This is a genomic window from Streptomyces xingningensis (assembly GCF_054957865.1).
The window spans coordinates 25,485-38,149 of record NZ_JBDJPF010000016.1 but is presented as its reverse complement, the minus strand read 5'-3'; the positions used below and the strand labels follow the sequence as shown (position 1 = coordinate 38,149).

The window sequence follows — 12,665 nt, the reverse complement described above, 5'->3', positions numbered from 1 at the left end:
GGGAAAGTGAGGCACGCACGGACCCATCGGACACCCCCTAAGGTCGGGCACGTGCTGAAGAAACGTCCCGCGCTGCTCTGGCTGCTGGCCCCCTATGTGCTCTACCTGGGTGCGCTCCCCCTGGTGGACCGCGTCCACCCCACCGTGCTCGGCCTGCCCTTCCTGTACTTCTGGCTGCTGCTGGCCACCCTGCTGACCCCGGCCGCGGTCTGTCTCCTCTGGCGTTCCGACCGCAAGCGGGGCCGCGCATGAACGCCACCGTCGCCACCTCCGTGTTCGGCGTCTTCATGCTGCTGACCGTCGCCCTGGGCCTGTTCGCCGTGCGCGGTCACGGCAGGGGCGGCGGGCTGGCCGAATGGTCGGTGGGCGGCCGCAGCCTGGGCACGGTCTTCATCTGGGTGCTGATGGCCGGTGAGGGTTACACCAGCTTCAGCTATCTGGGCGCCGCGGGCTGGGGTTACCACTACGGCTCCCCGGTCCTCTATGTGGTCGCCTATCTGTCCTGCGGCTATGCCATCGGCTACCTGGTGGGCCCGACCCTCTGGTCGTACGCCCGTGAACACGACCTGGTCTCCATCACCGACATGGTCGCCCACCGGTACGGCCGGCCCTGGCTCGGCGCCCTGGTGGCGATCCTGGCGACGGTGTGCCTGTTGCCGTACATCCAGCTGCAGATCACCGGCATGGGCGTGGTGGTCTCCACCATTTCCTATGGGGCCATCAGCCTCAACTGGGCCTATTTCATCGCCTTCGCCGTCACCACGGCCTTTGTGGTGGTGAGCGGGCTGCGCGGCAGCGCCTGGGTGTCCGTCCTCAAGGACGTCCTGGTGATCGGCACGCTCGGCTTCCTCGCGGTCTACGTCCCCCTGCACTACTTCGACGGCTACGGCCCCTTCCTGGACCGGCTGGTGGCCGAGAAGCCGCAGTGGCTGACGTTCAGCGGGCACGGCGGCAGCGGACTGGGCGGGACCTGGTTCGTCACCACCAGCTTCCTCAACTCCCTCACCGTGGTCATCTTCCCGACCACCGTGGCGGGCTATCTGGGCGCGCGCAGCGCCAACGCCCTGCGGCGCAACGCCATACTGCTGCCCTTCTACAACGTGCTGTTGTACGTACCGATGCTGCTCGGCATGGCCGCGATCTTCGTCGTCCCGGGGCTGACCGGGGCCGGGTCGAACCTGGCCCTCTTCAAGCTGGTCGTGGACTCGCTGCCGGCCTGGGCGGTCGGGGTGATCGGGGTGGCCGGGGCGCTGTCCTCGATCGTGCCGATGGCGGTCTTCATGCTGGTGATCGGGACGATGTGGGGCAGGAGCGTGCTGGGTGCGGTGCCCGCGCTGGCCCGGCGCCCGGAGCGGCAGCGGCTCGCGGCCCAGCTGGTGGTGGTGGCCGCCGGAACGCTGGCCCTGATCCTGACCTATGCGGCGCCCAATACCCTGGTGCGGCTGTCACTGATCTCCTATGAGGGCATGGCCCAGCTTGTGCCCATGGTCCTACTGGGCCTGGTGTGGCGGAAGCTGACGCTCTGGGGTGCGCTGAGCGGGCTGGTGACCGGCGGTGCGCTGGTGTGCTGGCTGGTCTTCACCGACCACGATCCGCTGTGGGGGGTGAATGCGGGTGCCCTGGCGCTGGGCGTCAATCTGGTGGTGGCGCTGGCGGTGTCCTGGCTGGGGCCGAAGACGGCCGACCCCCGGCCCGACGCCGAGGTATTGGCCAGGGATCCGCACCCGGAGGAGCCCGTTGTCAGTGGTGCCGCTTAGTATCGAGGCGATCGCTTGAATCGAAGCAATCGCTTGAACGATACGTGGAGTCGTACGTGGACCCAGGGGAGGGGCGCGCGATGAATGTCGTCTTCCGGACACACCTGAGCCTGCTCCTGCTCCTGCTCTCCGAACTGCTGCTCTTCCAGAGCGGCTTGCTGAGCGCGGTCGCCATCGCCGCGACCGCCACCGTCTCCGCCGCACTGCTGCTGTGCGCCGTGGTGGTCGCGGCCGCCGGCTCCGGCGGCCCGCTCACCCCCACCCGAATACGCACCGCGATAAGGGACCGGGAGCTGCGCACGGCCTTCCTCGCCCAGCGCGATCCCGATGCCCGGGGCCGTCGACGGCCCCGAGCGCCCGGCCGTCTCCTTCCGACGGCCGCGTAGCGCTCCGCACCGGGCCTGCGTGGCTCGTCACGCCGATGCATCCGCTTGACATCCGGCACGACGAGACCCCGTGGAGGGCTCAACCATGTCCCTTTTCGCACCCCTTGGCGCACTTCTCTCCCACCTGACCGATGCCCTGCACCCACTCTTCGGCGCCTCGGCGACGGCCGCCGCGATCGTGGCGTTCACCCTGTGCGTACGGCTCGCACTCCACCCGCTCGCCCGGTCCGCCGCCCGGGGCGAGCGGGCGAAGGCCGAACTGGCGCCCAGGCTGGCCGAGCTGCGGCGCAAGCACGGCAAGAACCCCGAGCGCCTGCAGCGCGCGATGACCGAGCTCTATGCGGAGGCGGGCGTCTCACCGCTGGCGGGCTGCCTGCCGATGCTCGCCCAACTGCCGGTCTTCTACGTCATGTACCACCTGTTCTCCACCGGTTCCGGCGCGGGCGACCTGCTGGACCACACCCTGCTGGGTGCCCCGCTCGGCGGCCGCTGGGCGAGTGCCCACTGGGCGGTCTATCTGGTCCTGTTCCTGATCGTCGCGGTGGTCGCCACCTGGAACTACACCCGCACCCGCAAGGCGGCCGCCGAGCTGCCCGCCCCGGCCGAGCCCATGCCCGGGATGGCGGCGATGGGGGCGGTGGGGGCGGTGGGGGCGATGGCCAAGATCGCACCACTGTTCTCCTTCGCCACCCTGATAACCGTCGTGGTGGTGCCGCTCGCGGCCGCGCTCTATGTGGTGACGACCACGATGTGGTCGGCGGTGGAACGTGCGTACCTCCAGCGCCCGGGTGGTGTGGGGCACCGGAACCCCGACAAGCTCGACAAGTCGGCTGCCCGGCGCGAGTCCTGAGCGTCCAAGGTGCTGAGCGTCCGAAGCCCTGCGCGTGCAAAGCCCTCAGCGTCCAAAGTCCGAAAGGGCACTTGCCGGACCACTCCGGATCTTGGACGATCGATCGGTTGCGGAGCGCACCGCGACGCTCACCGATCCGCCGATGCCACGGGAGTCCATACCGATGAAGCTGCTGCGTGTCGGCCCGGCGGGGGCGGAGCGCCCGGCGCTGCTCGACGAGGACGGGATCCTGCGCGACCTGTCGGCCATCGTCACCGACATCGACGGGTCCCTGCTGGGCGACGAGGCGGCCCTGGCCTACGTCCGGGCGGCCGTTGGGGCCCGGGTCCTGGCGGCTCTCGATCCCACCGGTCTGCGGATCGGCCCGCCGGTCGCCCGGCTGGGCAAGATCGTGTGCGTGGGCCTGAACTACCACGGTCATGTGGCCGAGATCGGTGCCCGGACCCCCGCCGAACCCGTCCTCTTCCTCAAGGCGCCGGACACCGTCGTGGGCCCCGATGACACCGTCCTGGTGCCGCCCGGCAGCCTGAAGACCGACTGGGAGGCCGAGCTGGCCGTCGTCATCGGCCGCACCGCCCGTCGCCTGCGGACGGACGAGGAGGCGCTGGCGGCGGTGGCCGGGTATGCGGTGGCGAACGACGTCTCCGAGCGCGCCTTCCAGCTGGAGCACGGCGGCCAGTGGGACAAGGGCAAGAACTGCGAGACCTTCAACCCCCTCGGTCCCTGGCTGGTGACCCCCGACGAGATCCCGGACCCCCAGGCCCTGCGCGTGCGCACCTGGGTCAACGGCCGCCTGATGCAGGACGGCAGCACGGCCGACCAGATCTTCCCGGTCGCCCATGTGGTGCGCTACATCAGCCGGTTCATGACCCTCCACCCCGGCGACGTGATCAACACCGGCACCCCGGCGGGTGTGGCTCTGGGACGGCCGGACCCCAAGCCGTATCTGCGGGCCGGGGATGTCGTCGAGATCGAGATCGACGGGCTCGGACGCCAGCGGCAGCAGCTGAAGGACGCGTAGCGCGCGTGAGGCGCACGGTACGGCTGGGGCACGTGATGCGGCTAGGGCACGCGATACGGCTTTAACGCTTTGCCGCCTCGTCGACATTTTCAGCGCCTGCGTTTGGGTGAATGGGCGCGTGTGCTGACCCCAAGGATCGATATTTGTATGCCTATTGTCGGATATGCGGCACAGACGGCAGGGGCGACGGGGGCGACATCGCGGGCCCCGTCCCAAGGGCAGGGTGATGGCGATCGGCCGGGTGGTCGTCGCCGCGACGGCCGCCGTCGCGGCCACGGCCCTGGGCGGTGCCCTGCTGTTCTGCCTGTTCACCATGCGGCCGTTCGCGTCGCCCGCCGGAGCGAGGCCCGTCGCGGACGACGGGCGGGCGGGCAGCGGTGTATCCACGGCGCCCTTTTCGGACGGCTCGCCCGACGGCCTGCCGGACGGCCCCGCCCGCGCCCACCGACCGATCACCGTCGCCCCGGTCTCCGGAGACGGCCATGAACCGGCCCGCGCCGGACCCCCGATGAGCAGGGACATGGCGGTGGGGGCGGTGCTGGTCGCGGTGGGGTCGGGGATCGCGCTGGCAGTCCTCTACCGGACGCGGACGGTGGAGGTGTGAGGGTCCGGTTCCCGGTTCCCGGTTCCCGGTTCCCGGCAAGGGCTACTGTCCTGTCCGTGACCGAACCGACCCACCTGCGTGCCACTCGGGCGGCGTACGACACCTTCGCCGTCGACTACGAGAAGCTCCTCCGCGATGAGCCGGCGGTCAAGCCACTGGACAGGGCCATGCTTGCCGCATTCGCCGAACTGGTGCGGGCGGCGCCCGACGCCGGTCCCCTGGCCTTGTCGCCGAGCAGTTGGCCCTGGCCGGGCTGGCCGTGGACGCCCGGCTCACCCGCGAGCCGGACGAGCGGGAGCGGTCGCACCAGGGGCGGCAGGCATATCTGCTGGCCCGCAAGGTGTAGTTGGTTGCGGTTCAGGGATATGGCCAGGGCCCTTGCCGGGTGGGGCGGCATGGTGCTTGTGCGGCCGGCGGGCGCGTTTCGCGCCTCCGGCGCAAGGCGGCAGCTACGGGCGAGGGGGGCCCGGAGCAAGACCGGTTGCCGGGTCACGGCATCAATGGCCTTGCGGGCTTGGTGGCTTGGGGTCTCGGGGCCGCCCCGGGCTCGGGGTATCGAAAAACTTCCCTCAACTGGCTGGCGGGGGGAGGGTTTTTGGGTCTGCATCCGATTCCGGTGCCGGCCAGGTGAGTTGGCCGGAGCGCAGGTCGTCGATGACCGAGCGCACCCAGTGTTCCTCGGTTGCCGTGACGGCGAGCAGGTATTCGGTCTCCAGGGCGGAGACCCTGGGGAGTTGGAGTTCGCCGGATTGGGCGGCCAAGCCGGCCTCCAGGTCGGCGCGGGTCCGGGTCAGTGCGTTTGCCCGCCTCTCCAGTGCCCGCAGTGCTTCCTGTGGCGTGAACATCAGCAGGTGTGACAGGGCTGCCGGGAACTGGGGGTACTCCTGTTTGGGTGCGGCCAGCATCTGGTCCAGCCATTCGCGGGCGACTTCGCGTCCGGCGTCGGTGAGCTCGTACACGGTCCGCTCGGGGTAGGCGAGATCGCGCCCGGTTTCGCGGACCGTGATCAGGCCCTCGGCGTGCAGGCGCTCGATGGTGCGGTAGAGGCTGGCGCGCTGGCTCACATTGACGACCTGGTCCTTGCCCCACTGCTTGATCAGCCGCTGCACACCGTAGGGGTGCAGCGGCTTGTGGTGCAGTAGAGCCAGCACGGTCAGGGCGAGGGGGGAGCTGCGTAGGTGGGTGCTCATGGCCTTGATACTAGCCACGAAAGAACTAGTTGACTTGAGACTAGTTTCGGTGCAACTATTCGGGGGTCGGAATCAGGGCACGGAGATTGAGGAGCGGGCATGAGCAGCAAGGTGAGCACGGCACTGATCATCGGCGGCGGCATCACCGGGCCGGTGACGGCATTGGCGCTGGCCAAGGCGGGCATCCAGGCGACCGTCTATGAGTCGCACCAGGCAGCCGCCGATGGTGTCGGGTCGATGCTGAGCCTGGCGCCCAACGGTCTGGACGCGCTGCGGATCATCGGGGCGGACAAGGCCGTCGAGGCCGTCGGCCAGCCGGTCCCGGGTGTGGTGATGGCCGACGGCGGCAGCAACCGGCTTGCCGAGTTCGGTGGATTTCCCGGCCTGCCCGCCACCCTGGGGCTGGCCCGGGCGGATCTGTTCCGGGCGCTGGCCGACCATGCGGTGGCGGGCGGTGTGCGGATCGAGTACGGCAAGCGGCTGATGGCCGTTGACGAGACTCCCGGCGGTGTCACCGCCACCTTCGACGACGGCACCACGGCCACCGCCGATGTGCTGATAGGCGCCGACGGCATCCGTTCCACCGTCCGTACCCTCATCGACCCCGATGCGCCGGGCCCCGAGTACGGCGGTGTCCTCAGCTTCGGCGGCTATGCGGTCGGCAGTGGGGTGTCGGCCGAGCCGGGCGTCATGTACTTCGCCTTCGGCCGCACTTTCATCGGCTACTGGCGGCTGCCCGACGACCGCATCTGCTGGTTCGCCAGCCTTCCCCGCACCGAGCCGCTCAGCCATGCCGAGGTGAGCCAGATCCCTGCTGCTGACTGGCTGGCGGAGCTGCGCGACCGGTATGCCGGCCATGTGCCCGGCGAGGCCCTGCTGGCCCATTCCGACCCCCGCGAGCTGATGGCCACCGGCCCGATGGAGCGCATGCCCTCGGTGCCGCGCTGGCACCGGGGACGCATGGTCCTGGTCGGCGACTCGGCCCATGCCCCGTCCTCCAGCTCCGGGCAAGGCGCCTCGCTGGCCATCGAGAGCGCCATTGAACTGGCCCGCTGTCTGCGCGACTTGCCCACCCCCGGTGCCGCGTTCGCGACCTATGAGCAGCTGCGCAGGGCGCGGGTGGAGATGATCGGTGCCGGGGCCGCCGCCAAGAACAAGGCCAAGGCCGGTCAGGCCGGCGACAAGCCCGCCATGCCCACCCCTGAGCAGATGTTCGCGCCCGTTCACCGTCACCACATCGACTGGGACGAGACCGTTGTCGCCGACCGCGATTGAGAGCTCGTGCAGACAGGCGGTGTGGGGGACCGGCCGCCGCACCGCTGTCGTCGACGCCCACTGCTGGGACAGTCGGCCGAACCGCCGCCCACGAGGGCACGTCTGTCTTCACGAGCTCCTACGCGCGCTCGGGCCTGCGGGCCTCGATGAGGGTCCTGGAGGAATGGGCGATGAACGGTCCCTCGGCCTCGATCTTCTCGTGCAGCTCGCACAGGCGGCTGCGGTACTGCTCGACGGTGAAGCCGGGCACCGTCCAGATCACCTTGCGGAGGAAGTAGATCACGGCGCCGACGTCGAAGAACTCCATCCGCAGCCGTTCCGTGCGCATGTTGGCGATCTCCAGGCCGGCGGCCTTCGCCGCCGCGCTCTCGTCCTCGGGGTGCCGCTTCCTGCGCGCCTCGGGCTGGGGCCCCAGGAAGTACTCCACCAGCTCCCACACGCTGGCGGGCCCGACGTGCTGGGCGAAGTACGTCCCACCGGGCCGCAGTACACGGGCGATCTCCGACCACCACACCGTCGCGGGATGTCGGCTGGTCACCAGGTCGAACGCCTCATCGGCGAATGGCAGCGGAGGCTCGTCCGGGTCGGCGACAACGACCACCCCGCGCGGGTGCAGCAGCCTGGTCGCCTTGGCCACGTTCGGTGGCCAGGACTCCGTCGCGGCCATCGTGGGAGGCAGCTTCTCCGCCCCGGCCAGGACCTCACCACCACCGGTCTGAATATCAAGCGCCGCCGAAACCACCGCCAGCCGCCGACTCATTGCCTGCTGATAGCCCCACGACGGGCGTTCCTCGGTCGCCCGACCATCCAGCCAGGAGAAATCCCAACCCTCCACGGACACAGACTCGGCCTCGGCGACAAGCTCTTCAAAGGGACGTGACATACCCATATCGTTATGCCTCGGTACGCCCGAACGCACACGGTTTTCCGTCGTGGCACCTGGCGGGCCGGTGACGGGAACAACGTACGGCAGCGGCCGACCCGCCACCCATGAGGGCACGCATATCTGAGCGACCTCTGAGTCGGCACTGCCTCAACCCCAGTGACACAGGGTCCGGTTCGGCCATCTCATCTGAGTTGGGCTCGGCCGCCCTTGTCCCGGACGGTGGGTCGTCGCCGCGAGCCCCGTACCTGAGTCCGTGGGTCTCAGGTACGGGGCTCGCCGAACTTGTCGTGCCGGACGGCGCGGAGGAAGGCGGTCCAGGTGCCGGGGGTGAAGACGAACGCGCCTCGGGCGCGGGCTTTGCTGTCGCCTATGGCTATGAGGTTGTCGGGAGTTGGCTGGGTCTCGAGACAATCTCCAGCTGTGTTCCCGCCGGGGCTGTAAGAGGACTTGTGCCACGTGCGTTTCGGGAGGTTATGGCGTATCACGGTACATACCTCACTCTTGTGCGAGTTCCCGTGCGATCGATGTGAGTAGTTGGATGGATTGCTTGGACGACAGTGCTTGAGCCCGTAGTGCATCGGTCGCCCTTCGGAACTTCTCAACGACCTCATCCTCCTCCAGGTACAGGGCACCGTCGAGATACTCGACTTGTGCAACGTCCAAATCCAGAGGGTCAGGGTAGGAGAAGAGGACGAAGGAGCCGCCGGTGTCTGCGAATACCCCCTGGGAGAAGGGGACGACCTGGATGGTCATTTCGGGCGGTCGGCTCAGGGAGATCAGGTGGTGGAGTTGGTCCGCCAGTACTTTGGGACCACCGATCTGTTGGCGGAGCGCGCCTTCTTGGATGATGGCCAAGTAATGAGGCGGGTTCTCTCGTTGAAAGATGTCCTGACGCTGCATGCGAAGATCGACGTAGAACTGGATCCGTTCAGCTGACAGCCGCGCGGAGTCATGGCCGATGAGCGCAGTGGCATAGTCCCGGGTCTGAAGAAGACCGGGAACGACCTGTGACTGAAATGCCGTGATGCGCGCCGCATCGGACTCCAGCGTGAGCAACTCCTTGAGGTCGGGCGGGATTTTCTCGCTATGTTGCCGCCACCAACTCCGTTTGTTTCCCTCCGCAGCCAGGGCGATCAGCCATTCACGGAGCTTTTCGTCCTTGACCTTGTAGAGCGTGAACAGCGTCTCCAGCTCCAGGCGGGACACCCGATGACGGCCGGTCTCGATCCGGCTGATCTTTGTGTTGTCGGTGTGGATCGCCTGCGCTGCCTCAAGGGCGGTGACTCCTGCAGCCTCCCTGGCCTCCTTGAGCGCGGTCCCCAACCTCCGGCGGCGCGCTGTGCGGCGTGCTGGATGTCCCATGCCGTCCCCTCCTGCTGGCAGTCGCCCAAGCCTGGTGCATGTGTATGGGGGCTGGCCAACTGCCGCTGCAAAAGACACTCAGAAGGGTGACGGTTTCCAATTTGGAGTCTTTGGGTTTGAGATCTGCCTCAGACTTGGCTCACTGAAGGCGGGGCGCGACTTTGGCGTCTGCGCAACAAGGGGAGTGGCATGCCTGCCTGTTGAGGCAAGGCGTGCGTGAGGGAGGTATGCGAAAGGTGACGTACAGGACCGGCACCTACGTCGTCGACGTACGCGAGAACCGGCTCGTGCAAGTGGCCGGCGTGACCGGCGATCGCGTCCAAGTGCGCCGACTCACCGGCGGCTTGGAGTGGGAGGTCCCCGCCACCGCCCTGCGCCTCGCCACCCGCGAGGAGCGCGATGCGGCGGGCCTCCGCCCCTACCAGACCGGCTGTGCCGAGTGCGCCCAGCTGGAAGCGGCGAAGCGGACCGCATCCGCGAGCGAGGACGGAACCGCGTACGGCAACGCCAAAGCCGCGGCGCACACGCACTGGATCGTGGCGCACTCCGCACCGAGGGGGAACTGATGCGCACCACGGGCCGACTCGTGACCGACGCCAACTGCCCACACCAGCACGGCTGGACCTCCGGCAATGGCGAGGAGCGATGCAAAGCCTGCGGCACCCGCCGCTTCACCGGGTACGGCGCGCTCCGCCCGCCCGGACTGCCTTCCGCCACTCGGCCGTCGGATGAGGATGCCGTCCGCGCCGACCGGGCCGCCGCCACCGTGATCGCGCGTACCGTCCGCCATCTCAGTCGCTGGGGGCTGAACGACTCGGCGCTGTGGCTGGCCGTCTGACACCGGATGCATCGACGATGCCATGCCCATGTCCATGCTCGGAGGGCAGGGGCACCCGGCCGGTGGCGATGGTGTAGCGGCTAGGGTGAACGCATGTTCGCTGTGATCTATCGGTGGCGCTTGCACGAGGGCAAAGAGCAGCTCTTCGCGGAGGGCTGGCATCGGATGACAGCCTCGATCCATGACCGCTGTGGCAGCTATGGATCGAGGCTGCACCGGGTCGACGACGGCACCTGGCTGGCCTATGCGCGCTGGCCCGACGCGGAGGCGCGGGAGCGGTGCCAGGGGGCCGATCCCGAGGCCCTGGCCATGATGCGCGAGGCGGTCGCGGAGGGGTTCCCCGAGATCAGGTGCGAGGTGTTCGACGACCTGCTGGCGGAGCCGGGGGTCGGCTCACGGCCGTGACCGGGGCCGTGACCGTGACCGGGGCCGGGGCCGGGAATCCGCCGCCTCACAGCCGCACCGTGCGTCCCTCCACCGCCGAGGCCCGTGCGGCCTCCAGGACCCGCAGCGCCGCCGCGGCCTCCACGGCGGTCACCGGGGGTGCGCCGCCGGTGCGCAGGGCCCGGGCGATCGCCGGGTAGTAGGCCGGGTAGTCGCCGGGGAGGGACGGCACCGGTTCGCCGCCGCCCGTCAGGGGTGACTCGCCCGCGCCCAGGCGGCCCCAGGCGGACTCGGGCTCCGCGCCCCAGGCCGTACGCCCCTCGTCGCCCGGCCGCAGACCTTCGCGCAGGGCGGCCTCCTGGGGATCCAGGCCGTACTTCACATAGCCGCTCTCGCTGCCCAGCACCCGGAAGCGCGGCCCGAGTTGGGCGGTGGTGGCGCTCATCCACAGGTGGGAGCGGACGCCACTGGCGTGGGTGAGGGCGATGAAGGTGTCGTCGTCGGCCTCGGCACCGGGGCGGCGCACATCGGCCTCGGTGTAGACGGAGACCGCCGGGCCGAAGAGGGTGAGGGCCTGGTCCACCAGGTGGCTGCCGAGGTCGTAGAGCAGGCCGCCCAGCTCCGCCGGGTCGCCGGACTCGCGCCAGCCGCCCTTGGGGTTGGGCCGCCAGCGCTCGAAGCGCGACTCGAAACGCAGGACGCAGCCCAGGGTGCCGTCGGCGAGGAGCTTCCGCAGGGTCAGGAAGTCGGAGTCCCAGCGGCGGTTCTGGAAGGCGCTCAGCAGCAGGCCGCGTTCCCCGGCCAGTGCGGCCAGCTGTTCGGCCTCGGTGGCGGTCGCGGCCAGCGGCTTGTCGACGACGACCGGCAGCCCGCTCTCCAGGGCCTGCCGGGCCAGCGGGACATGGGTGCGGTTGGGGGAGGCGATGACGATCAGGTCGAGCTCCCCGGCGCGGGCGAAGAGCTGGTCCGCGCTGTCGGCGGTGCGGGCCTGCGGGTGCTCGGCGAGGGCCTGGCGCCGGCGCTCGGGGTTGGCGGTGACCACCGTGTCGAGGGTGAGGTCCTCGGCGGCGGCGATCAGCGGGGCGTGGAAGAAGGAGCCTGCGGTGCCATAGCCGATGAGGCCGACGCGGAGGGGGGTGCGGGTGGTGCCGTCCATGCCGGTCACTCTCGCACACGGGTGGAGCGGGGCGCCCGGGGCACTCCGCCTTCCGGCCCACGCCGGGGTCAGTAGATCGGGCGGCAGGTGACGGCCACCCGGGTGTCTTTCGGCCCCGTCGTACCGTCCACCGGGGATGTTCCCGGCGAAGGGGAGTCCCCACCCGGAAGGTCCCGCGATGCTTCGCCCAGCCCTGACCGGCGCACTCGTCGGCATCCTCGTCGCCGCGGTGCCGTCCGTCCCCGCCGCCGCGGGCGACCGGCCGCGCTGTGGCGAGCCGGGCGGCTCCGAGTTCCCGATCGGCTCCCGGCTGACCGGTGGCCCCGACAGCTATGAGCGTGGTGCCACCGCGCAGACCTGGCGGCTGGAACTGCGCAATGGCACCCAGGCCGGCTGCCGGGCCGTGCACCCCGTGGTGGTCCTCGCGGATCAGGGCCGGGCGCTCCAACCGGGCCAGATCCACCTGGACTTCTACGACCCGGGCGCCGCCCGCTGGCGGCCCGTCCACTTCGAGCGGACCGATGAGGCGGAGAACGTCGGTGTCCTGGACGGCCGTTCGCCCGACTTCCCCGGCTTTACGGTCCCCGCCCACCGGACGGTCGTCGTGCCGCTGCGGCTGGGCTTCACCGACCGGGCCCCCGAGGGGGCGGTGACCGCCAGTGTCACGGCGGTGCAGCGGCGCGGCGGCGATGGCGCCTGGGTGGGGGAGAGCGATGACTACACCTTCACGGTCGGCCACCACACCGACCCCCCGCAGCCCGGCCTCACCCCCCGCCCCGGTGAGAGCCCGCCGGGCGGCGAGGGGGACGAGCAGCAGCCCGTACTCGCCGACACGGGCAACTCCCGCGCCGTGTTCGGGGTCGGGGTCGCCGGATGCGTACTGGTCGCGAGTGGGGCAGTGCTGGCGCTGGTGGCCCGGCGGCTGCGCCGCTGAGCTCCCCGCGGTGCGAAGATCG

16 protein-coding genes are annotated in these 12,665 nt (G+C 69.9%); 11 read left to right on the top strand and 5 right to left on the bottom strand.

Going from position 1 to position 12,665, the window contains the following annotated elements; translation table 11 throughout:
- Positions 1 to 51: 51 nt before the first annotated feature.
- The 6 genes from ABCR83_RS11130 to ABCR83_RS11105 all read left to right on the top strand — a co-directional run bounded on the left by ABCR83_RS11130 (position 52) and on the right by ABCR83_RS11105 (position 4,618).
- Complete coding sequence (locus tag ABCR83_RS11130) at positions 52 to 252, top strand: DUF3311 domain-containing protein (RefSeq protein WP_462694737.1); 201 nt, start codon at positions 52 to 54, stop codon at positions 250 to 252.
- A complete protein-coding gene (locus tag ABCR83_RS11125) occupies positions 249 to 1,757 on the top strand; it encodes a sodium:solute symporter family protein (RefSeq protein WP_462694736.1) in 1,509 nt (502 codons plus the stop codon). The genes ABCR83_RS11130 and ABCR83_RS11125 overlap by 4 nt, the downstream gene beginning before the upstream one ends.
- A gap of 80 nt (positions 1,758 to 1,837) precedes the next feature.
- On the top strand, positions 1,838 to 2,143 hold the full coding sequence (locus tag ABCR83_RS11120; RefSeq protein ID WP_462694735.1) for a DUF6412 domain-containing protein: 306 nt from the start codon (positions 1,838 to 1,840) through the stop codon (positions 2,141 to 2,143).
- 85 nt (positions 2,144 to 2,228) lie between these two features.
- Positions 2,229 to 2,993 carry a YidC/Oxa1 family membrane protein insertase gene (locus ABCR83_RS11115; protein ID WP_462694734.1) on the top strand — a complete coding sequence of 255 codons (765 nt, stop codon included), beginning with the start codon at positions 2,229 to 2,231 and terminating at the stop codon, positions 2,991 to 2,993.
- A gap of 163 nt (positions 2,994 to 3,156) precedes the next feature.
- Entirely contained in the window at positions 3,157 to 4,014 is an 858-nt protein-coding gene (locus tag ABCR83_RS11110) for a fumarylacetoacetate hydrolase family protein (RefSeq protein WP_462694804.1), read from the top strand.
- A gap of 226 nt (positions 4,015 to 4,240) precedes the next feature.
- Entirely contained in the window at positions 4,241 to 4,618 is a 378-nt protein-coding gene (locus ABCR83_RS11105; protein ID WP_462694733.1) for a hypothetical protein, read from the top strand.
- Between the two features lie 569 nt (positions 4,619 to 5,187).
- On the opposite strand, the gene ABCR83_RS11100 is transcribed toward ABCR83_RS11105, so the two are convergent.
- The gene (locus tag ABCR83_RS11100; RefSeq protein ID WP_462694732.1) at positions 5,188 to 5,808 is read right to left on the bottom strand and encodes a PadR family transcriptional regulator; all 621 of its coding nucleotides are present in this window, start codon (positions 5,806 to 5,808) and stop codon (positions 5,188 to 5,190) included.
- A gap of 99 nt (positions 5,809 to 5,907) precedes the next feature.
- On the opposite strand from ABCR83_RS11100, the gene ABCR83_RS11095 reads away from it, so the two are divergent.
- On the top strand, positions 5,908 to 7,083 hold the full coding sequence (locus tag ABCR83_RS11095) for an FAD-dependent monooxygenase (RefSeq protein WP_462694731.1): 1,176 nt from the start codon (positions 5,908 to 5,910) through the stop codon (positions 7,081 to 7,083).
- A gap of 118 nt (positions 7,084 to 7,201) precedes the next feature.
- On the opposite strand, the gene ABCR83_RS11090 is transcribed toward ABCR83_RS11095, so the two are convergent.
- The 3 genes from ABCR83_RS11090 to ABCR83_RS11080 form a co-directional block, all read right to left on the bottom strand.
- Complete coding sequence (locus ABCR83_RS11090) at positions 7,202 to 7,966, bottom strand: class I SAM-dependent methyltransferase (RefSeq protein WP_462694730.1); 765 nt, start codon at positions 7,964 to 7,966, stop codon at positions 7,202 to 7,204.
- A gap of 263 nt (positions 7,967 to 8,229) precedes the next feature.
- The gene (locus tag ABCR83_RS11085) at positions 8,230 to 8,547 is read right to left on the bottom strand and encodes a DUF397 domain-containing protein (RefSeq protein WP_462694729.1); all 318 of its coding nucleotides are present in this window, start codon (positions 8,545 to 8,547) and stop codon (positions 8,230 to 8,232) included.
- Entirely contained in the window at positions 8,465 to 9,331 is an 867-nt protein-coding gene (locus ABCR83_RS11080; RefSeq protein ID WP_462694728.1) for a helix-turn-helix domain-containing protein, read from the bottom strand. Before ABCR83_RS11080 ends, ABCR83_RS11085 begins: the two co-directional genes overlap by 83 nt.
- 236 nt (positions 9,332 to 9,567) lie before the next feature.
- Between ABCR83_RS11080 and ABCR83_RS11075 the strand changes: the two genes are divergently transcribed.
- From ABCR83_RS11075 to ABCR83_RS11065, 3 genes are all read left to right on the top strand, one after another.
- Positions 9,568 to 9,897 carry a hypothetical protein gene (locus ABCR83_RS11075; RefSeq protein WP_462694727.1) on the top strand — a complete coding sequence of 110 codons (330 nt, stop codon included), beginning with the start codon at positions 9,568 to 9,570 and terminating at the stop codon, positions 9,895 to 9,897.
- Positions 9,897 to 10,169: a DUF6255 family natural product biosynthesis protein gene (locus ABCR83_RS11070; RefSeq protein WP_462694726.1), complete on the top strand. Its 273-nt coding sequence runs from the start codon at positions 9,897 to 9,899 to the stop codon at positions 10,167 to 10,169. Before ABCR83_RS11075 ends, ABCR83_RS11070 begins: the two co-directional genes overlap by 1 nt.
- Before the next feature lie 93 nt (positions 10,170 to 10,262).
- Positions 10,263 to 10,574, top strand: coding sequence for a hypothetical protein (locus ABCR83_RS11065; RefSeq protein WP_462694725.1), 312 nt, complete (start codon positions 10,263 to 10,265; stop codon positions 10,572 to 10,574).
- A gap of 46 nt (positions 10,575 to 10,620) precedes the next feature.
- Here ABCR83_RS11065 and ABCR83_RS11060 read toward each other — a convergent pair whose 3' ends face one another.
- On the bottom strand, positions 10,621 to 11,709 hold the full coding sequence (locus tag ABCR83_RS11060) for a Gfo/Idh/MocA family oxidoreductase (RefSeq protein WP_462694724.1): 1,089 nt from the start codon (positions 11,707 to 11,709) through the stop codon (positions 10,621 to 10,623).
- Between the two features lie 178 nt (positions 11,710 to 11,887).
- Here ABCR83_RS11060 and ABCR83_RS11055 point away from each other — a divergent pair, with 178 nt between their 5' ends.
- Complete coding sequence (locus tag ABCR83_RS11055; protein ID WP_462694723.1) at positions 11,888 to 12,643, top strand: hypothetical protein; 756 nt, start codon at positions 11,888 to 11,890, stop codon at positions 12,641 to 12,643.
- The last annotated feature ends 22 nt before the right edge of the window (positions 12,644 to 12,665 follow it).